General features: G+C 60.3%; 16 protein-coding genes. 5 read left to right on the top strand and 11 right to left on the bottom strand.

Annotated elements, in window-relative coordinates; all coding sequences use genetic code 11:
- The first annotated feature begins 143 nt into the window (after positions 1-143).
- Together selD and mnmH are read left to right on the top strand one after the other, a co-directional pair.
- On the top strand, positions 144-1,178 hold the full coding sequence (selD, locus tag AC5SEM_RS15595) for a selenide, water dikinase SelD (RefSeq protein ID WP_212621473.1): 1,035 nt from the start codon (positions 144-146) through the stop codon (positions 1,176-1,178).
- Positions 1,178-2,281 carry a tRNA 2-selenouridine(34) synthase MnmH gene (gene mnmH, locus AC5SEM_RS15590; RefSeq protein ID WP_495470746.1) on the top strand — a complete coding sequence of 368 codons (1,104 nt, stop codon included), beginning with the start codon at positions 1,178-1,180 and terminating at the stop codon, positions 2,279-2,281. Before selD ends, mnmH begins: the two co-directional genes overlap by 1 nt.
- A 119-nt stretch (positions 2,282-2,400) precedes the next feature.
- Here the strand turns inward: mnmH and AC5SEM_RS15585 are convergent, their stop codons facing one another.
- Entirely contained in the window at positions 2,401-3,075 is a 675-nt protein-coding gene (locus AC5SEM_RS15585; protein ID WP_077573608.1) for a histidine phosphatase family protein, read from the bottom strand.
- 315 nt (positions 3,076-3,390) lie between these two features.
- Here AC5SEM_RS15585 and AC5SEM_RS15580 point away from each other — a divergent pair, with 315 nt between their 5' ends.
- Positions 3,391-4,089 (top strand): glutathione binding-like protein, encoded by a 699-nt coding sequence (locus AC5SEM_RS15580; protein WP_495470745.1) that lies wholly within the window; start codon positions 3,391-3,393, stop codon positions 4,087-4,089.
- Positions 4,090-4,337: 248 nt separating this feature from the next.
- Positions 4,338-5,312 carry a porphobilinogen synthase gene (hemB, locus tag AC5SEM_RS15575; protein WP_495470744.1) on the top strand — a complete coding sequence of 325 codons (975 nt, stop codon included), beginning with the start codon at positions 4,338-4,340 and terminating at the stop codon, positions 5,310-5,312.
- Between the two features lie 125 nt (positions 5,313-5,437).
- On the opposite strand, the gene AC5SEM_RS15570 is transcribed toward hemB, so the two are convergent.
- Positions 5,438-6,973, bottom strand: coding sequence for an FAD-dependent monooxygenase (locus AC5SEM_RS15570; protein WP_495470743.1), 1,536 nt, complete (start codon positions 6,971-6,973; stop codon positions 5,438-5,440).
- A 322-nt stretch (positions 6,974-7,295) separates the two neighbouring features.
- Positions 7,296-9,500, bottom strand: a complete 2,205-nt coding sequence (locus AC5SEM_RS15565) for a TonB-dependent receptor (protein WP_495470742.1) — start codon at positions 9,498-9,500, stop codon at positions 7,296-7,298.
- A gap of 274 nt (positions 9,501-9,774) precedes the next feature.
- Between AC5SEM_RS15565 and AC5SEM_RS15560 the strand changes: the two genes are divergently transcribed.
- The gene (locus AC5SEM_RS15560) at positions 9,775-10,866 is read left to right on the top strand and encodes a DUF1615 domain-containing protein (RefSeq protein ID WP_495470741.1); all 1,092 of its coding nucleotides are present in this window, start codon (positions 9,775-9,777) and stop codon (positions 10,864-10,866) included.
- A gap of 70 nt (positions 10,867-10,936) precedes the next feature.
- Here AC5SEM_RS15560 and AC5SEM_RS15555 read toward each other — a convergent pair whose 3' ends face one another.
- The 8 genes from AC5SEM_RS15555 to AC5SEM_RS15520 all read right to left on the bottom strand — a co-directional run bounded on the left by AC5SEM_RS15555 (position 10,937) and on the right by AC5SEM_RS15520 (position 19,136).
- Positions 10,937-11,338 carry a hypothetical protein gene (locus AC5SEM_RS15555; protein WP_495470740.1) on the bottom strand — a complete coding sequence of 134 codons (402 nt, stop codon included), beginning with the start codon at positions 11,336-11,338 and terminating at the stop codon, positions 10,937-10,939.
- Between the two features lie 132 nt (positions 11,339-11,470).
- The gene (locus AC5SEM_RS15550) at positions 11,471-12,163 is read right to left on the bottom strand and encodes an anti-sigma factor (RefSeq protein WP_495470739.1); all 693 of its coding nucleotides are present in this window, start codon (positions 12,161-12,163) and stop codon (positions 11,471-11,473) included.
- Positions 12,160-12,693 (bottom strand): sigma-70 family RNA polymerase sigma factor, encoded by a 534-nt coding sequence (locus AC5SEM_RS15545; protein ID WP_495470738.1) that lies wholly within the window; start codon positions 12,691-12,693, stop codon positions 12,160-12,162. The genes AC5SEM_RS15550 and AC5SEM_RS15545 overlap by 4 nt, the downstream gene beginning before the upstream one ends.
- A gap of 164 nt (positions 12,694-12,857) precedes the next feature.
- A complete protein-coding gene (locus AC5SEM_RS15540; RefSeq protein ID WP_077573743.1) occupies positions 12,858-13,379 on the bottom strand; it encodes a DUF3455 domain-containing protein in 522 nt (173 codons plus the stop codon).
- Positions 13,380-13,546: 167 nt separating this feature from the next.
- Positions 13,547-15,181, bottom strand: coding sequence for an ABC transporter ATP-binding protein (locus AC5SEM_RS15535; RefSeq protein WP_495470737.1), 1,635 nt, complete (start codon positions 15,179-15,181; stop codon positions 13,547-13,549).
- 1 nt (position 15,182) lies between these two features.
- Complete coding sequence (locus tag AC5SEM_RS15530) at positions 15,183-16,205, bottom strand: ABC transporter permease (protein WP_102902438.1); 1,023 nt, start codon at positions 16,203-16,205, stop codon at positions 15,183-15,185.
- Complete coding sequence (locus AC5SEM_RS15525) at positions 16,205-17,269, bottom strand: microcin C ABC transporter permease YejB (protein ID WP_454565604.1); 1,065 nt, start codon at positions 17,267-17,269, stop codon at positions 16,205-16,207. The genes AC5SEM_RS15530 and AC5SEM_RS15525 overlap by 1 nt, the downstream gene beginning before the upstream one ends.
- A 1-nt stretch (position 17,270) precedes the next feature.
- Positions 17,271-19,136, bottom strand: coding sequence for an extracellular solute-binding protein (locus AC5SEM_RS15520; RefSeq protein WP_495470736.1), 1,866 nt, complete (start codon positions 19,134-19,136; stop codon positions 17,271-17,273).
- Between the last annotated feature and the right edge of the window lie 73 nt (positions 19,137-19,209).

Below are 19,209 nucleotides of genomic sequence, written 5' to 3'. Positions count from 1 at the left end.
GCGTTCCGGCTCCGTAAGGGACGCGGAGCGTCCCGGGCTGCATTCCCACGCGGAGCGTGGGAACGATCGGATAACTGTTGGCTTTCGGTCCGGCCGTCCGCGCTCTGCTAGAATCGCCCCCATCAACAGCCTGAGACTCCCCCATGAGCGAGCCGATTCGTCTGACCCAATACAGCCACGGCGCCGGTTGCGGCTGCAAGATTTCCCCGCAGGTGCTGGAAGTGATTCTGGCCGGTAGCGGCGCGCAGAACCTTGATCCGAAACTGTGGGTCGGCAATGCCTCGCGCGATGACGCGGCGGTGTACGAGATCGATGCTGAGCGCGGTGTGGTCTCGACCACGGACTTTTTCATGCCGATCGTCGACGACCCGTTCGACTTCGGCCGCATCGCCGCGACCAACGCGATCAGCGATATCTATGCGATGGGCGGTGATCCATTGATGGCCATCGCGATTCTCGGCTGGCCGGTCAATGTGCTGGCGCCGGAAGTGGCGCGTGAAGTGATTCGTGGCGGCCGTGCCGTTTGCGACGCGGCGGGCATTGCGCTGGCGGGTGGGCATTCGATCGATGCGCCGGAGCCGATCTTCGGCCTCGCCGTCACCGGTCTGGTGGAAAAGCGCCACATGAAGCGCAACGACACCGCGACCGCCGGTTGCCTGCTGTACCTGACCAAACCGCTGGGCATCGGCATCCTCACCACCGCCGAGAAAAAAGGCAAATTGCGCGCCGCCGACGTTGGCGTGGCTCGCGACTGGATGTGCACCCTGAACAAACCCGGCAGCCGCTTCGGCAAACTCGCCGGCGTTACGGCGATGACCGACGTCACCGGTTTTGGTCTGCTCGGGCATCTGGTGGAAATGGCCGATGGCAGCCAGCTCACTGCACGCATCGCTTATGACCGCGTACCGCGTCTGGACAGCGTCGAGTATTACCTCGATCAGGGTTGTGTGCCCGGCGGTACGCTGCGTAATTTCGACAGCTATGCGAGCAAGGTCGGCCGCGTGCAGGAGCTGCATAAACGCGTGCTCTGCGATCCGCAAACCAGCGGTGGTCTGCTAATCGCCGTGACGCCTGAAGGCAACGAAGAATTCCTCGCCGTTGCGGCCGAACTGGGCCTGAACCTGGCGCCAATCGGCGAACTGGTTGAGCGACAGACGAACGCAGTCGAGGTGATTTGATGCTCCGCGACTGCACTGACTACCGTGATATTTTTCTCAACGACCGGCCGCTGATGGATGCCCGCGCGCCGGTCGAGTTTCACAAGGGTGCGTTCCCCGGTGTGATCAACCTGCCGCTGATGAACGACGTCGAACGGCAGAAGATCGGCACCTGCTACAAACAGCACGGGCAGCAGGCCGCCATCGAGTTGGGTCATCAATTGGTCTCGGGAGCGCTGAAATCCGAGCGTATCCAGGCCTGGGCCGATTTTGCCCGCGCCCATCCTGAGGGTTATCTGTATTGTTTTCGTGGCGGCCTGCGCTCGCAGATCACCCAGCAATGGCTGCGTGACGAAGCCGGGATCGACTATCCGCGTATCGGCGGTGGTTACAAGGCGATGCGCAACTTCCTTATCGACACCCTTGAGCAGGCCATCGCGCAATGTGATTTCGTCCTGCTCGGCGGCATGACCGGTACTGGCAAGACTGAAGTGCTGGTGCAACTGCAAAATGGCCTGGACCTTGAAGGTCACGCCAACCATCGCGGCTCAAGCTTCGGCAAGCGCGCCACCGGGCAGCCGTCGAACATCGATTTTGAAAACCGTCTGGCCATCGACATCCTCAAGAAACGCGACGCGGGTATCGCGCAGTTTGTGCTGGAGGACGAGAGCCGGGTGGTGGGCAGTTGCGCCTTACCGCTGCCGTTGTATCAGGGCATGCAGCAGTACCCGATGGTCTGGCTGGAAGACAGTTTTGACGATCGCGTCGAGCGGATTCTGCGGGATTATGTGGTGGATCTATCGGCGGAGTTCGTGGCCGTGCACGGGGAGGAGGGTTTTACCTTGTTCTCGGAGCGCCTGCTGGAAAGCCTCAACAATGTGCAAAAGCGCCTCGGAGGCGAGCGTCATAGGCGGATGCTGTTGTTGATGGAAGAGGCGTTGATCGAGCAGGGGCGAAGCGGGGCGGTGGACTTGCATCGCGGCTGGATCGAAGGGTTGCTGCGTGAGTATTACGACCCGATGTATGTGTTTCAGCGCGAGAAGAAGGGCGGGCGGATCGAGTTTGCCGGGGAGCGTGGGGCGGTGCTTGAGTATCTGCGTGAGCGGGCCAGCCAGAAAGATTGAGGCTGTAGCGGCTGGCCTCTTCGCGAGCAGGCTCGCTCCCACAGGGGATTTGTATTTCACGCAAATCCAATGTGGGAGCGAGCCTGCTCGCGAAGAGGCCGGGTCAGGCCCCACAAAACTCAGGTCGGGCAGGTTTCCTTGCCATGATCCAGCCCCTGCTTGTAGCTGTGGCTCTGCAGACTGGCCTTGCCGTTGTGCCAGGTCAGGGTCAGTACATACAGCGAGTCAAAATCGTTGCCCGCCCAGTCCTCGGTGATGTTCTGTTTTTCGCCGAGCGCTTTGCCCGCCACCTTGTTGATCAGCTCCGGCAGATAGCCGTGGGACCACGCGGTGTAAATCGTCGAGTTGTGATACTTGTCTTCCAGCAGTTCGCGGGCCAGATCGCTGGTGTCGTTGGCCGAGAATTCGATGTTCACCGGCAGGCCGAGCTTGATCGCGGCGGGGCTGATGGTCATCAACGGACGGATGTAGCTGTAGGAGTTGTCCAGCTCACCTTCCTCGACATTGCGCGTCGGGTTGGCGGCGAACACGTAATCGGCCTTGCCGAATTTTTCCGGCAGCAGCGTCGACAGGTCGATGGCGCGGTTCAGGCCCTGACAGTTGAGCTGGCCGAGACCGCCCTCGGGTTTTTCCGCGTGGCGCAGGAACACCAGCGTCTGGGTGCCGTCCGCCGGTTGCGCGCGGCTTTCACTGGACTCAAGCGACAGGAACAGCGCACTGACGGCCAGCAGGGAAGGCAGGGCCACATACGCACGGTGTTTGAAGCGTTTGGCGAATCGCATAAGGTTCGTCATGAAATAGAAAGTTCTTCAGCTGATTCAATTAAGGCTGACAAACCTTTACACCACGGGCTCCCAGCACCGGGTGTTTTCCCTGTCGTTAACGGCTTCCTCTGCAACAAAGGCATAGCTCAGAGTCCCCTGAGGGCCATTGGTTCGATCGCCCGAGTGCGCAGCACTCTAACGGCAACGTTAAGCGGCCTGGTGGCAGGTTAACGACAGGATGTTGCGGATTTAAGTAGGTGCAACGACGCTGGCAAAAAGAACCCGCGCTAGAGCGTGTGATCCTGGATTATGCTCAGGACTTTAATTTGTGACTGGATGCTTCCCATGACCGATCTGTCCGCGTTCCCGATCACCCAGAAGTGGCCGGCGCAGTACCCTGACTGGATTCAGCTCTATTCCCTGCCGACGCCCAACGGCGTCAAAGTCTCGATCATGCTCGAAGAAATCGGCCTGCCGTATGAGCCACACAAGGTTGCTTTCGATACCCAGGATCAGTTGTCTGCCGAGTTTCTGTCGCTGAACCCGAACAACAAGATCCCGGCGATCCTCGACCCACACGGCCCCGGAGACCAGCCGCTGCCGTTGTTCGAGTCCGGTGCGATCCTGATTTATCTGGCCGACAAAAGCGGCCAGTTGCTCGCGCAGGAAGGCGCGCTGCGTTACGAAACCATTCAGTGGCTGATGTTCCAGATGGGCGGCATCGGTCCGATGTTCGGTCAGCTCGGCTTCTTCAACAAGTTTGCCGGCAAGGATTACGAGGACAAGCGCCCGCGCGATCGTTATGTCGACGAAAGCAAACGCCTGCTCAAGGTGCTCGACGGCCGGCTCGAGGGCCGTGACTGGATCATGGGCGAGCGTTACACCATCGCCGATATCGCCACGTTTCCGTGGGTACGTAATTTGATCGGGTTTTATGAGGCCGGTGATCTGGTGGGCATCAGCAACTTCCCGAACGTTACCCGTGTGCTGGAGCGATTCGTCGCCCGCCCAGCGGTCATTCGCGGCCTGACCATCCCTTCCTGACTACACACATAACCCCTGTGGGAGCGAGCCTGCTCGCGAATTCGGTGTATCAGAAACAATTGGGTTGACTGATACGACGCCTTCGCGAGCAGGCTCGCTCCCACAAGGGAATGTGCAAAGTCCGAGGGATTATTGCACCCCCAGTAATGCACTCTTGATTGATCCAGGTTTGTATCCCGCCCCCCGCAAGGCATAAGCTTCGCCCCCTACGACTTTCGTCTCATCTGCCGTTTTCAGGAAAGGCCCTCATGTCCAGTCAGTTCCCCGAAGCACGTCCCCGCCGTCTGCGCCGCAATGCGAGCCTGCGCAGCCTGTTCCAGGAAACCGAGTTCAGCCTGAATGATCTGGTGCTGCCGATTTTCGTCGAGGAAGAAATCGATGACTTCGTGCCGATCAACAGCATGCCCGGGGTGATGCGTATTCCCGAGCGCAAACTGGCCAGCGAAATCGAGCGTTATGCCCGTGCCGGCGTCAAGTCGGTGATGACCTTCGGCGTGTCCCACCATCTGGACAGCACCGGCAGCGACACCTGGCGCGAAGACGGTCTGGTCTCGCGCATGTCGCGCATTGCCAAAGATGCCGTGCCGGAGATGATCGTGATGTCCGACACCTGCTTCTGCGAATACACCGATCACGGCCACTGCGGCGTGATGCACAACCATGAAGTCGACAACGACCAGACCCTGATCAACCTCGGCAAACAAGCCGTGGCAGCGGCGCGTGCCGGTGCTGATGTGATCGCGCCGTCGGCGGCGATGGACGGTCAGGTGCGGGCGATTCGTCAGGCCCTGGATGCGGCCGGATTTACTCAGATTCCGATCATGGCCTACTCGACCAAATTTGCCTCGGCGCTTTACGGCCCGTTCCGCGAGGCCGGCGGCAGCGCGCTGAAGGGCGACCGCAAAAGCTATCAGATGAACCCGATGAACCGCCGCGAAGCCCTGCGCGAATCGCTGCTAGACGAGCAGGAAGGCGCCGATGCGCTGATGGTCAAACCGGCCGGTGCTTACCTCGACATCATCCGCGATATCCGCGAGGCCTCGAACCTGCCGCTGGCGGCGTATCAGGTCAGCGGCGAGTACGCGATGATCAAGTTCGGCGCACAGGCCGGGGCGATTGATGAGGATCGAGTGGTGCGTGAAAGTCTGGGCGCGATCAAGCGCGCGGGTGCGGATTTGATCTTCACTTACTTTGCGATGGATCTGGCCTTGGCCGGGATCTAAGCAACACCGCAAATCCAAACTGTAGGAGTGAGCCTGCTCGCGATAGCGTCTTGTCAGTCAACATTAATGGCGGCTGATACACCGCTATCGCGAGCAGGCTCACTCCTACAGGGTTTTGTGGTGGGTCAGGGGCAGTTGAAGTAGGGCCGGATCCCGTGATCGCGGAAGTAGCGTTCAATCACTTTCGGATCCGCGCTGTTCTCGGCAATCGCTACATACGTATCCGGGCGCAGCAGATAAAAGCCATTACGCCCCAATCCTGCCGTTTCAAACGCCGGACGCCAGTCGAACACATGCAGCGGCAAATGATGTTCGTGGCACCAGGCAATCATCTCGTCGCTGGTGTCGCCGTACACATGCACCTGCCAGCACGGTTGCCGTAGCGGTTCGTAGTTATCCCCCTCACCATCATGCGCCCACGGCAAACGGTCACCGCCGTGGACGTGGCCGGCTGCGCCCTGGCTCAGCGGCATGCCGCGGTAGTTGAGGGTGACTTGCGACACCGTGCGAAAGAGGAACTCGCGACTGGCCTCGAACGAAGCCATTTTCGGGATCAGAAACGGCGCCACGCGCATGCGCAGCAGGTCCGCCATACGTCCCTCGGCAGTGACGAAACTGAAGACCTTGTCGGTGGTCGACACCAGCCTGCGGGCGAAGGCCATGCGTTCGGTTTCATAGCTGTCGAGCAGGCCTGGTTCGGCAGCGCCGCTAAGCACGGCGGCAAGTTTCCACGCCAGATTGATCGCGTCGCCAATGCCGGTGTTCATGCCCTGACCGCCTGCCGGGCTGTGCACATGTGCGGCATCGCCGAGCAGAAACGCGCGGCCACTGCGAAAATGCTCGGCCACGCGGTGATGCACACGGTAGGTCGAGAACCAGTGCACGTCTTCGATGTGCACCTTGAGATGTTCGATGGCGCGGCTGCTGACATCGGAAAATTCAAGGGTTTCGGCGCGATCAGCACGCTCGTCCCGCACGGTGCCGATCAGCCTCGCGCGGCCTTCGCCGGCGAGAGGAAACACGGCGAGAAAGTCTGCTTCATCCAGCTCCAGGTGCAGCTCGCCGTTCATTGCCGGGCCGCTGGCCTTGACGTCCGCGACATAGAAAATCTGCTGATAAGTGCCGCCGGGGAACCCGGTGTCGAGGGTTTTGCGCACCACTGAGCGGGCGCCGTCACAGCCGGCCAGATAACAGGCCTGGCAGATTTCCTGCTCGCCATCGGGCAGGCGTAAATGCGCGGTGAGGCCGTCGCCGGTTTCTTCGAAGCTTTCCAGCGTGGTGTTGCGTTCGACCGTGACGCCGTAGTCCTCGAGGCGCTCGATCAGCAGCCGTTCGTGCTCGTCCTGCGGGAATATTTCGACGAACGCATAGGGCGTCAGGCCTTCGCCAATGCGGTTCAGCGGTAATTGCGCGACCGCTTTGCCGTTGACCCAGAAATTCGCCGCCGCCACCCGATGACCGTTGCGCACCACGGTGTCGGCGAGGTCCAGTTGCCGGTACAACTCGAGGGTGCGAGCCTGCACCGCCAGCGCTCGCGAAGTGGTGCCGGGCGCGGAAGTTTTATCGATGATGCGCACGCGCACGCTGAGTTTGCTCAGCCACAGGGCCAGCACCAGCCCGGTCGGGCCAGCGCCGATGATCAGGACGTCGCTGCGGTTCATGGGCCTGTCCTCCGTTTGCTGTGCAGCAAGTATGGATCAGCAGGAGAGGGTGGCCAGTTCATCGGTCAGACGGAAAAAGGCCCCGCAGCGGTGAGGCTGTGGGGCCTTTTTCGGGTGTTCGGCAGGAGATTTTGGTGACAGTGAAATTTACCCCCTCACCCCAGCCCTCTCCCCCAAAGGGGGCGAGGGGGAAAGGGAGCAGATTCGGGGCCGTTCAAAACCTGAGTTCAACTCGGTGGCACACGTCGGCGTAACTCGAAAGAACACCGCAATCAGTCCCCTCTCCCTCCGGGAGAGGGCTAGGGTGAGGGGCTTTTCAGCCTTAGAAATCAATAGTCCCGGACAACTTGGCCACCCGCGGCTCACCCTGAGTCAGATAACCACCCTGAGCCGATTCCCAATACTTCTTGTTCGCCAGATTCTCCACGCCCAGACGCACGGTCACGTCCTTCTCCGAGACCTTGAACGCATAACGCGCGCCCGCATCGAAACGGTTCCAGGTCGGCAGGCTGAGGTTGTTCGCCGCGTCAGCGTACTGGCCGCCAGTGCGCAGCATCCGCGCATTCAGCGCTACGCCTTGCAGGCCGGGCACGTCCCAATCCGCACCAGCGTTGAACTGGAAGGTCGGCACGCCGATCGCACGGTTGCCGTCGTTGGCGCCGTTGAGGGTGTTCTTCAGTTCGGTGTCCATCAGGGTCAGGCCGCTGATCAGGCGCAGGCCCTGGATCGGCTCGCCGAACACGTTCATTTCCACGCCTTTGTTGACCTGCTCGCCTTCACGCACGTAGGTGCAGGTGGTGGCGCTGTCGATTTCGCAGTAACCATCGCTCGGCTGTTCGATGCGATAGACACCCAGGCTCGCGCCGTAAGTGCCCATGTCGACTTTCACACCAGCCTCGGTTTGCTTGGAGCGGGCCGGTGCGTAAACCTCGTTGCCGTTGGTCACACGGAAACCACCGGAGCTGGTCGGCGAGGTCGGGCCCTGGGCCAGGCCTTCGATGTGGTTGGCGTAGAACGACACGTGTTCCCATGGCTTGAACACCACGCCGTACACCGGCGTGGTGATCGATTCGTCGTAGCTCGACTTGCGATCGCCGCTGCCCCAACTGGCGTAGTTGTAGCCTTGCACCACCAGTTGCTGGCGGCGCAGGCCGGCGGTGACCAGCAGGCGATCATCGAAGAAACCGAGGGTGTCGGAAAGCGCGATGCTGCGGTTGAAGGTCTTGCCGACGATGCCCGGATCATTCAAGTCGCCGCCGGCAAAGTTACCGACAGGCGACGGTGTTTGCACCGGATGGTAGATATTGTTGGCGTACTGGGTCAGGTCAAAATCATAGGCGCTGCGCTGTTCGGCCCAGATACCGGTCAACCCGAAATTGACCTTGTGACTGATCGCGCCGGTATTGAATTTGCCGTTGAGGCCAGCCATGACGCTGGTGTTGTCTTCATCGTGGGGGACGAACGAACCCGTGGTAAACGACGCGCCGCTGTTGCCAACCAAAGTGGTCGAGTTGTAACGCCCGACTTCGCGGGTGTGCTTGGCGCCGCCGGCCGCATAAGCGGTCCAGTTGTCGTTCAGGTCGTACTCGGCGCGGAGCATGCCGAAGGTGTCTTCGATGTCGGTGTAGCCCCACTTCGGCGCGTAGTTGGTGTCGGCCGATGGCGCATCCGGAATGTGCGTGGCAGTGCCGAGGTTGACCGAGCTGCGGCCACCGTTGACGCGCTCTTTCTGGTAGGCGAAGTCACCGGAGAGGCGCAGGGCGTCGCCGCGATAGTCGAGGCCGATGGCGAACAGTTTCGAGCGCTGGTTTTCGTGATCGATGCCGCTGTCGCCCTCACGCTGGGACAGGTTGATCCGGGCGCCAAAGCGGTTGTCTTCACCGAAGCGCTGGCCGATGTCGAAGTGATGACCTATACGGCCTTCGCTGTTGATGTCGGTGGTGTATCGACGCAGCGGCACGTCGCCGGCGCGCTTCGGTTGCAGGTTGACGCCACCGCCGATGCCGGAACCGGTCGGGGTCACGCCGTTGATAAACGCGTTCGGGCCTTTGAACACTTCCACGCGCTCCAAGGCGTCGATGGAAATGATCTGCCGTGGCAGCACGCCGTACAGGCCGTTATAGGAAATGTCATCACCGTTCAGCGGCAGGCCACGAATCATGAAGACCTGCGCCTGGTTGGAGAAACCCGAGGCCTGACGTACCGACGAATCGTTGAGCAGCACGTCGGCGACGTTTTCGGCCTGCTGATCCTGGATCAGTTGTTCGGTATAAGAGGCGGCGCTGAATGGCACGTCCATCATGTCCTGATTGCCCAGCACGCCGAGTTGACCACCACGGGCGATCTGACCACCCGCGTAAACCGGAGGCAGGGCGTTGGGCGTCGGGGCTTGGGCGTTGACGTTGACGTCGTCCAGCACCAGCGCTTTGGTATCGCCTTCAGCGGCGTGAGCGGTGACAGTCAGGGAGCACAGCAGGGCGAGAAGCGTCGGGCGAAACGGGACGGCGAGTCGAGCTGGAGCGGGCATGTAGATACCTGGAGGCGCACGGCCGGTGAGAAAAATAAGGGCGGCGCGGGAACTCCTTGCGCAAATGCGACTCCAGGTACAAATGATATTTTTTCTCAGTAACGTTTTGCAATCAGTTTGTCATCACCTCTTCAAAACCCATATTCCTGTGTAGGAGCTGCTGAAGGCTGCGATCTTTTGATCTTGTTTTTTAAAGTCAAAAGATCGCAGCCTGCGGCAGCTCCTACACGGATTGTGTATGGTGGTTCTGGCTTATTGGACTGGATGGAGCAACATGCACAACCCTCGATTACCGATCACGCTCGCTGCACTGCTGGTGCTCGCCGGTTGCGCAGGGCAACGCAGTACCGAGCCGGTACCTCGTGCGCCTGCCGAAGTGAAGGCCGAGATCGTACGGCTGATGCCTGCCAAGACTGCCGATCGCCAAGGCTGGGCCACCGATATTTACGCCGCATTTGCCGCGCAGAATATCAGCCCGACCACGCAAAATCTTTGCTCGGTGCTGGCTGTTGCCGAACAGGAATCCACCTTTCAGGCCGATCCCACCGTGCCCGGCCTGGGCAAAATCGCCCGCGACGAAATCGATCGTCGTGCCGCTAAAGTGCACATCCCCAGCCTGTTGGTCAGCGGCGCTCTGCAAGTGCGTTCCACCAACGGCAAGACCTACAGCGAACGCCTGAATGCGGCACGCAGTGAAAAAGAACTCAGTGGCATTTTCGACGACTTCATCGGCCGGGTGCCGATGGGCCGCACGTTGTTCGGCGGCTTCAACCCGGTGCACACCGGCGGGCCGATGCAGGTCAGCATCGAATTTGCCGAACAACATGCCAAGGATTATCCGTACCCGGTGGACGGCACGATCCGCCGTGAGGTGTTCAGCCGGCGCGGTGGCATGTATTTCGGCATCGCGCATTTGCTCGGTTATCCGGTGAGCTATCGCGAGCCGTTGTACCGATTTGCCGATTTCAACGCTGGTTGGTACGCCAGTCGCAACGCGGCGTTTCAAAACGCGGTGAGCCGCGCCTCCGGTATTCCGCTGGCACTCGATGGCGATCTGATCCGCTACGACTCGATCATGCCCGGCGGCACGGAACTGGCGGTGCGCACCCTCGGCAAGTCATTGGGCATGCGCAACCCGACCATTCGCGATCAACTGGAGAAGGGCAAAACCCTGGAGTTCGAAGAGACCAAGCTCTATCAGCGGGTGTTCGAACTGGCAGAGCAAGCGGAGCGGAAGAAGCTGCCGCGTGCGGTGTTGCCGGGGATCGTGCTGCAAAGCCCGAAGATCACCCGAAAACTCACGACCGCGTGGTTCGCCAAGCGCGTGGACGAGCGCTACAAACGCTGCATGGCCAAGGCCGGATAAAACACACAGACATAAAAAACCCGGCCAAGGGAGCCGGGTTTCTCTGGGGTGATGCGCTTACAGCCAATCATCAGGCAACGCGGCGTTCGATCAGACGATCCGAGCCACCTTCAGCAACGCGGCGTTCGATCAGACGATCCGAGCCACCTTCAGCAACGCGACGTTCGATCAGACGATCCGAACCACCTTCGGCAACGCGACGTTCGATCAGACGATCCGAACCACCTTCGGCAACGCGGCGTTCAAGCAGACGATCCGCACCACCTTCAGCGACGCGACGTTCGATCAGACGATCCGCACCACCTTCAGCAACGCGACGTTCGATCAGACGATCCGAGCCACCTTCAGCCACACGGCTTTCGATCAGTTTGTCCGAACCGCCCTCAGCGATCAGGGTGTGGGCCGGGGTAGCGGCGAAAGCGTTGATAGCGAAGACCGAGAAAGCGATACCGAGAAGAGTTTGGCGTTTCATGATGGTGTGCTCCGGGGTGTTGTTGGTTGGTATGGAGCTGATGTTACGCCGGAGATTTTTTATGAGAACTTCATTGCCGTGATGGTGAACATCGATGCCGATGATGGTTGCCGGAACCCGCAGATCAGAGCCTCACAGCACCTTCACCGCGCGCCCGATCGCCTGAATCGGCCCGGTCGGTTTGCCGATCGGCGAGCCATTGGCGCCCTCAAGTGTCAGCTCGAACAGCTGATTGGGTTGCAGCGGCGGCAGCTTGTCCAGCGGCACTGATAAAGCCTCGCCTGGCTTGACCAGCCCCAGCGACACTGGCCCTTGCCAGCCATCAGCCTTGGTCCAGAATTCCAGCGCCTTGTCCGCTGGCACCTCAACCACACCCAGCGGAATCAGCTGAATCTCGTGCGAATTGCTCGCCTGAATCACCCAGCCCGGGGCTTTGTCTTGCGGCGCCACCAACACCACTAGATAACTCGGTTTCGGCGTGGTCTGGGTCAGCAGGATCGAACCCAAAATCAATGTCGCGGCCAGTCCGGCAGCACTCAACCCGCGCCATAGCGGCAGCAGATTCCACCATGAGGTCGATGACTCTTTTGGCGTGAGTCGTTCAAGGCTGCGTTCGATCCGTGGCCACAACAGTGCCGAGGGTTGTTGCGCGGGCGCCAGATCGGTCAGCTCCAGCAGACGCCGCTCCCAGGCATCCACCGCTGCACGCAGTTCGGGGTCGTTGGGCAAGCGTCGTTGCACCTCGATCCGCTGTTCAAAAGAAAGCGTGCCGAGCACATATTCGCCGGCCAGTTCATCGCGGTCTTGCGCCGATTCGCTGGTCATCCCATGCACTCCCGCAAGGCGTTGAGGCTGCGTTTGATCCACGCTTTGACCGTGCCCAGCGGAGTGTCTAAACGCGCGGCAATCTGCGCGTGGCTGTAGCCGTCGACATAGGCATGCAGGATGCAGTGGCGGCGTTGTGGCTCGAGTTGTTCGAGGCAACGATGAATGCGTGCCGAATGCGCATGGGCATCGAAGTCGTCAGCATCCCCGACTGTTTCGTGCTCAACCCCGAGCGACGTTTCACGACCCTGATCTCGCAGCAGATTCAGCGCCAGATGCCGGGTCACGCTGAACATCCAGCCACGCGCCGAACCGCGCGCCGGATCAAACCCCGCCGCGCCGCTCCAGATCTTGATAAAGGCCTCATGAACAACGTCCTCCGCCAGCGCCGTGTCGCGCACCAGCCGTTTGGCCACGCCGAGCAGGCGCGGGCCTTCCTGCACATACAAATCGCGCAGGGCCGACCGCTCGCCACGGGCACAGGCAGCGAGGCGGGCTTCGTAATCGAATGTGGATTCGGCTAAAGGCATGTCGTGCAATCTAGCTTACATTCCGCAAACATCCAGAACACATAATTCCCCTTGTAGGAGTGAGCCTGCTCGCGATAGCGGTGCATCAGTAAAGAATAGGTCGGCTGACACTCCGCTATCGCGAGCAGGCTCGCTCCCACATTGGATCTCGGTTAGTCCGGAAGTCAGTTCGCCGCCCAGAAAATGTAGTCGGCCTGATACTTCACCACTTCCTGCTTGCCCTTGTTCGCCGCCGTGCATTCGCTGCCCGGCGCCACGCCGCCCTTGAGCGCGACGCGCTGGATGTAACTCACGCCGCTCATCGCGCCTTTGCCTTCGGCCGGATTGGCCTTGACCAGTTGATAGGGCAGGTTGCCCGGGCTTGATGGCGCCACGGCCAATTGCGTGCCGGTGACTTTCGAACCGTCCTTGGCTTGCCAGGTGGCGGGCGGGCCAAAGTAGGTGCCGACCTGTTTGCCGCTGCGATCATTGAGCACCGCTTTCGGGCCGACGAAGGTCCATTCGGTCTGCCCTGGAGTATTGGCTTTGTCACGGCATTCGTAAGTGATCTCACCGACGCCGGTGGTTTCCATCGCGATCTTGTGGCCGTCCGGGACTTTGATCGCGTCGGGATAGTTGCTTTGGGCGAAGGTCGTCGAGGACAGGGCGAGCAAACCGGTGAGGCCAATCAGCTGGGTGATGTTCATCAGTGTTATCTCCGAAAGGGTAGACCGCTGACAGCCGAAGAGGGCTGTTATAAGGACTACCCGTGACGGAGGCGTTTGGATGCAGTGCCCGACAAATAAATTTCAATGACTCACCACCATCCCTGTAGGAGTGAGCCTGCTCGCGATGGCGGTGGGTCAGGCAGCACTCATGTCACTGGAATACCGCTATCGCGAGCAGGCTCACTCCTACAGGGATTTGTGTCGGGCTTGAGGCCGGAGGCGTTCAGGAGTTCCTGGGTGTAGGGATGTTGCGGCGCGGCGAAAATCTCGCGTGAAGAACCCTGCTCAACCACCTTGCCATCCTTGATCACCATCAAGTCATGCGCCAGCGCATGCACCACCGCCAGGTCATGGCTGATAAACAAATAGGTCAGCCCATGCCTGATCTGCAATTGCCGCAACAACTCCACCACCTGTTTCTGCACCGTGCGATCCAGCGCCGACGTTGGTTCATCAAGCAGAATCAGCGCCGGTTCCAGCACCAGTGCGCGGGCGATGGAAATGCGCTGGCGCTGGCCACCGGAAAATTCGTGGGGATAACGATGCCGGCTCTGCGGATCGAGGCCAACTTCCTCCAGTACGCGAATCACCGCCGCCTCACGCTCGGCTTCAGTGCCGATGCCATGGGTCAGCAAGCCTTCGGCAATAATCTGCTGCACCGACATCCGCGGGCTGAGGCTGCCGAACGGGTCCTGGAACACCACCTGAATCTGCCGCCGCAACGGCCGCATCAAGCGCTGATTGAGCAGGCTCAGTTGCTTGTTGCCGAAACGGATATTGCCCTCGGACTCGACCAGTCGCAGGATCGCCTGACCTAGTGTTGATTTGCCCGATCCTGACTCGCCGACAATTCCCAAGGTCTTGCCCCGCTGCAGGGTGAAGCTCACGCCATCCACCGCTTTGATGTAATCCTGCTGGCGACTGAACAACCCTTTGGGCAATGGGAACCACACCTTCAAATCATCGACTTCGAGCAGGTTGTGATCGTACTCACTGGGCACTGGCGCACCGTTGGGCTCCGCCTCGATCAACAAACGACTGTAAGGATGCTGCGGCGCACCAAACAACGCTTCGCAATAGGCCTCCTCGACGATCTCACCGTGACGCATCACGCACACCCGTTGCGCGATACGGCGCACCAGATTGAGGTCATGGCTGATCAGCAACAGCGACATACCAAGGCGTTGCTGAAGCTCGATCAGCAGCTCGAGAATCTTCTGCTGCACCGTCACATCCAGCGCCGTGGTCGGCTCATCGGCGATCAACAACTCCGGCTCGTTGGCCAGCGCCATGGCGATCATCACCCGTTGCCGCTGCCCGCCCGAAAGCTGATGCGGATAGGCTTTCAAACGCTGCAACGGCTGGCGGATGCCGACCAGTTCCAGCAGCTCCAATGTCCGCTCACGTGCCGCGCGACCCTTCAGACCTTTGTGAATTTCCAGCACTTCACTGACCTGCCTTTCCACCGTGTGCAACGGATTCAGCGAAGTCATCGGCTCCTGGAAAATCATTGCGATGCGGTTGCCGCGCAAGCCGCGCATTTGCTGTTCGCTGGCGTGCAGCAAGTCGACGCCGTTGTAGCGGATCGCGCCGCTGCTGCTGACGTTCTTGCCCGGCAACAAACGCAGAATCGAGTGCGCCGTCACCGATTTGCCCGAGCCGGATTCACCGACCAGTGCCAGACATTCGCCACGGCGAATATCCAGGTTCAAACCATGCACCACTGCCTGCCCGGCGAAGGCCACGCGCAGATCGCGAATTTCAATCAGGTTGTCGTTCATCTCAGCTCCTTGGATCAAACGCATCACGGCAAGCCTCACCGATGAAAACCAACAACGACAAAATCAGCGCCAGGGCAAAAAACGCCGTCAGCCCTAGCCATGGCGCTTGCAGATTGCGCTTGGCCTGACCGATCAATTCGCCCAGCGATGCAGTACCCGCCGGCATACCGAAACCAAGAAAGTCCAGTGCCGTCAGCGTGGCGATGGCGCCGGTCAGAATGAACGGCAGGTAGGTGAGGGTGGAGGTCATCGCGTTGGGAAGGATGTGCCGGCACATCAGTTCGTTGTCGGTCAGGCCCAGCGCCCGCGCGGCTTTGACGTATTCCAGATTGCGCCCACGCAGGAATTCGGCGCGCACAACGTCGACCAGCGCCAGCCAGGAAAACAACGCCATGATCCCCAGCAACCACCAGAAGCTCGGCGAGACGAACCCGGACAAAATGATCAGCAGATAGAGCACCGGCAACCCTGACCAAATCTCCAGCACCCGTTGCCCGAGCAAGTCGACCCAACCGCCGTAGTAACCCTGCAACGCCCCGGCAACGATGCCGATCAACGCACTGATGCCAGTGAGGATCAGCGCAAACAGAATCGAAATCCGCGTGCCGAAAATCACCCGCGCTAACACGTCGCGCGCTTGATCGTCGGTGCCCAGCCAGTTGCTTGAAGAAGGCGGACTCGGCGCCGGTTCGCTGAGGTCGTAATTGACCGTGTCGTAACTGAACGGGATCGGCGGAAACAGCATCCAGCCGCCCTGATCCTCGATCAGTTTGTGCACGTAACCGCTGGCGTAATCCGGCTGAAACGGCAGTTCGCCACCGAAATCGGTTTCCAGGTAATCGCTGAGGATCGGAAAGTAGAAAGCGTCGTGGTAGCGGATCACCAGTGGCTTGTCGTTCGCGATCAGTTCACCGCCTAGACAAATCAGGCATAGACCGATAAACAGCCACAACGACCAGCGTCCACGGCGGTTGGCCTTGAACTGCGCAACGCGACGTTGACCAAGAGGAGAAAGAGTGAACATCAGGCAGTCCTCGCCGAGAAGTCGATGCGCGGGTCGAGCAAGGTGTAGCAGAGATCGCCGATCAGCTTGATCAACAGGCCGAACAGGGTGAACAGAAACAGTGCGCCGAACACCACCGGGTAATCCCGCGACACTGCTGCCTCGTAACTCATGCGCCCGAGGCCGTCGAGGTTGAAGATGGTTTCGATCAGCAGGGAACCGGCAAAAAACACCTCGATCAGCGCCGACGGCACACCGGCTACCACCAACAACATGGCGTTGCGAAACACGTGGCCATAGAGCACGCGACGCTCGGTCAAACCCTTGGCCCGCGCGGTGATCACGTACTGGCGGCTGATCTCGTTGAGGAAGCTGTTTTTGGTCAGGATCGTTAGCGTGGCGAAGCCGCCGATCACCAGCGCCGTCACCGGCAACACCAGGTGCCAGAGGTAGTCGCCAATCTTGCCCAATGTGCTGAGGCTGTCGAAGTTATCCGAGACCAGGCCCTGCACCGGAAACCAGTTGACGTAGCTGCCACCGGCGAACACCACGATCAACAGAATCGCGAAGAGGAACGCTGGCATCGCATAGCCGATGATGATCGCCGTGCTGCTCCAGACATCAAACGCGCTGCCGTTCCTGATCGCTTTGCGAATGCCCAGCGGGATCGAAATCAGGTAGGTGATCAACGTCGCCCACAAGCCCAGCGACAGCGACACCGGCAGCTTCTGCACAATCAGGTCGGTGACCTTGGCGCCGCGAAAGAAACTGCTGCCCAGATCCAGCTGCGCGTAGTTTTTCAGCATCAGCCACAGGCGTTCGTGCAGCGGTTTGTCGAAGCCGTAATGGTGTTTGATCTCCTCGATCAGCGCCGGATCGAGGCCACGGCTGCTACGGCCTGCGCCACCAATCGCGGCGACCTCGCCACCGCCGCCCATGCTGTGCCCGCCGAAGCCCTGCAAGCGGGCGATGGCTTGCTCCACCGGGCCACCCGGCGCGGCCTGCACAATCAGAAAATTCACCACCAGAATGCACAGCAGCGTCGGGATGATCAGCAGCAAGCGTCGACTCAGATAACGCAGCATGTCACTGGCCCCTCGCGAGTTGAGTGTGCATCTGCTGGGTGGTCAACGCCTTGGCCGATACCTCCCACCAGGTGTTGAGGCCTTCGTCGTAGGCCGGTTGCACGGGCGGCATGCCGAAGCGGTTCTGATACACCGTCGGCGTGCCTTTGGAGTAATAGTTGGGAATCATGTAGTAACCCCATTGCAGCACCCGATCGAGGGCGCGGGCGTAATGCACCATGGCCTCGCGGGTGTTGGCCTGGACCAGTCCGTCGATCAGTTGATCGACCGCCGGGTTGGCCAGCACCATCGAGTTGGAACTGCCGACTTGCGTGGCACTTTGCGAGGCGTAGAGGCTGTACAACTCGCGGCCGGGAGAGACGATCGGATCGCCGCTGCGCGGGAAACTGGTAACGATCATGTCGTAGTCGCGGGCGTTGAGGCGGTTGACGTATTGCGCCGAATCGATCCGGCGCAAATTCAGGGTGATGCCGATCTGCGCGAGGGTGCGTTTGAACGGCAGCAACATGCGGTCGAAGCCGCCCTGACCGTCGAGAAAGGTGAACTCCAGCGGCTCGCCCGCAGCGTTGACCAGATGATTGTGTTGCGGCGTCCAGCCAGCCTCGGCGAGCAGCTTCAGTGCTTGTAGTTGCTTGTCGCGGATGTAGCCGCTGCCATCGGTTTTCGGTGCCTGATAAACCTCGGTGAAGACCTCGTTGGGAATCTGCCCACGCAAAGGTTCGAGGATCTTCAATTCCTCGGCATCAGGTAGCGCGGTGGCGGCCATTTCACTCTTCGGCCAGAAGCTGTTCTGGCGCACGTAGAAGCCGCGCATCATCTGTTTGTTGGTCCACTCGAAATCCCACAGCAGGCTGATCGCCTGACGCACGCGGCGATCCTCGAAGATCGGGTTCTGCAGGTTGAACACGAAGCCCTGAGCGGCGGTGGGTTTTTCCGGCGCCAGAATCGACTGCTGCAAGCGACCGTCACGCAGTGCCGGACTGTCGTAGCCGACCACGTATCCGGATGAGGAGAACTCACGGTTGTAGTCGAACGCGCCGGCCTGCAGCAGTTGCCGGGCGACGTCGGTGTCACCGTAGAAATTCACCGTGAGCGTGTCGAAGTTGTACATCCCGCGACTGACCGGCAGGTCCTTGCCCCACCAGCCCGGATCGCGCTCGAAACTGATGCTGCGCCCGGCGTCGACCTTGCTCACCCGGTACGGGCCGCTGCCCAGCGGTGGCTCGAAACCGCCGCCATTGGCGAAGTCGCGGGTCTTCCACCAGTGTTCGGGGACCACGCGCATCGTCGCCAGATCCAGCGCGAGGGTGCGGTTGAGGTTGTTCTTGAAGGTGAAACGCACTTGTCGCGGGCCTTCGATCAGCACGTCCTGGACGTCGGCGTATTGCTGGCGATAACTCAGGCTGCCCTTGGTCATCAGCAGGTTGAAGGTGAAGCGCACGTCTTCGGCGGTGATCGGCGTGCCGTCGGCGAAACGTGCTTTTGGATTGAGGGTGAAGCGCACCCACAAGCCATCCGGATCGCGCTCGATCTGTTGTGCGACCAGTGCGTAAACGGTGTACGGCTCGTCGAGCGAACGGAACGCCAGCGGCGAATACACCCAGTCATTGACCTGGACCACGGAAATGCCCTGATCGGCATACGGGCTGATGTAGTTGTACTGGCCGATTTCCATTGACGCGCGACTGAGCGAACCACCCTTGGGCGCTTTGGGATCGACGAAATCAAAGTGCTGAAAGTTCGCCGGATACTTAGGCGACTCGCCGTAGACCGTCAGCGCATAACTGCCAGCGGCCAGCGACGAGGTGCCGGTGCACAGCAGCGCACTGCCGAGCAGCAAGCCAGCCATGTTGCGCAAAAAACTCATGAAGTCACTCCTAAATTCCTGAACGCACACAGATCAAAACTGTAGGAGTGAGCCTGCTCGCGATGAGCCCAAG

This window comes from Pseudomonas sp. CH61 (assembly GCF_059429415.1).
Note: the sequence above shows the minus strand (reverse complement) of the source record. Positions and strands in the feature narration are given on the sequence as shown.

What these genes read in the sequence shown, in the direction of transcription:
- selD (WP_212621473.1), top strand. Translation starts at nt 144, where the DNA reads ATGAGCGAGCCGATTCGTCTGACCCAATACAGCCACGGCGCCGGTTGC.
- AC5SEM_RS15525 (WP_454565604.1), bottom strand. Translation starts at nt 17,269, where the DNA reads ATGCTGCGTTATCTGAGTCGACGCTTGCTGCTGATCATCCCGACGCTG.
- AC5SEM_RS15535 (WP_495470737.1), bottom strand. Translation starts at nt 15,181, where the DNA reads ATGAACGACAACCTGATTGAAATTCGCGATCTGCGCGTGGCCTTCGCC.
- hemB (WP_495470744.1), top strand. Translation starts at nt 4,338, where the DNA reads ATGTCCAGTCAGTTCCCCGAAGCACGTCCCCGCCGTCTGCGCCGCAAT.
- AC5SEM_RS15570 (WP_495470743.1), bottom strand. Translation starts at nt 6,973, where the DNA reads ATGAACCGCAGCGACGTCCTGATCATCGGCGCTGGCCCGACCGGGCTG.
- AC5SEM_RS15540 (WP_077573743.1), bottom strand. Translation starts at nt 13,379, where the DNA reads ATGAACATCACCCAGCTGATTGGCCTCACCGGTTTGCTCGCCCTGTCC.
- AC5SEM_RS15520 (WP_495470736.1), bottom strand. Translation starts at nt 19,136, where the DNA reads ATGAGTTTTTTGCGCAACATGGCTGGCTTGCTGCTCGGCAGTGCGCTG.
- AC5SEM_RS15550 (WP_495470739.1), bottom strand. Translation starts at nt 12,163, where the DNA reads ATGACCAGCGAATCGGCGCAAGACCGCGATGAACTGGCCGGCGAATAT.
- AC5SEM_RS15530 (WP_102902438.1), bottom strand. Translation starts at nt 16,205, where the DNA reads ATGTTCACTCTTTCTCCTCTTGGTCAACGTCGCGTTGCGCAGTTCAAG.
- AC5SEM_RS15585 (WP_077573608.1), bottom strand. Translation starts at nt 3,075, where the DNA reads ATGACGAACCTTATGCGATTCGCCAAACGCTTCAAACACCGTGCGTAT.
- AC5SEM_RS15580 (WP_495470745.1), top strand. Translation starts at nt 3,391, where the DNA reads ATGACCGATCTGTCCGCGTTCCCGATCACCCAGAAGTGGCCGGCGCAG.
- mnmH (WP_495470746.1), top strand. Translation starts at nt 1,178, where the DNA reads ATGCTCCGCGACTGCACTGACTACCGTGATATTTTTCTCAACGACCGG.
- AC5SEM_RS15560 (WP_495470741.1), top strand. Translation starts at nt 9,775, where the DNA reads ATGCACAACCCTCGATTACCGATCACGCTCGCTGCACTGCTGGTGCTC.
- AC5SEM_RS15565 (WP_495470742.1), bottom strand. Translation starts at nt 9,500, where the DNA reads ATGCCCGCTCCAGCTCGACTCGCCGTCCCGTTTCGCCCGACGCTTCTC.
- AC5SEM_RS15545 (WP_495470738.1), bottom strand. Translation starts at nt 12,693, where the DNA reads ATGCCTTTAGCCGAATCCACATTCGATTACGAAGCCCGCCTCGCTGCC.
- AC5SEM_RS15555 (WP_495470740.1), bottom strand. Translation starts at nt 11,338, where the DNA reads ATGAAACGCCAAACTCTTCTCGGTATCGCTTTCTCGGTCTTCGCTATC.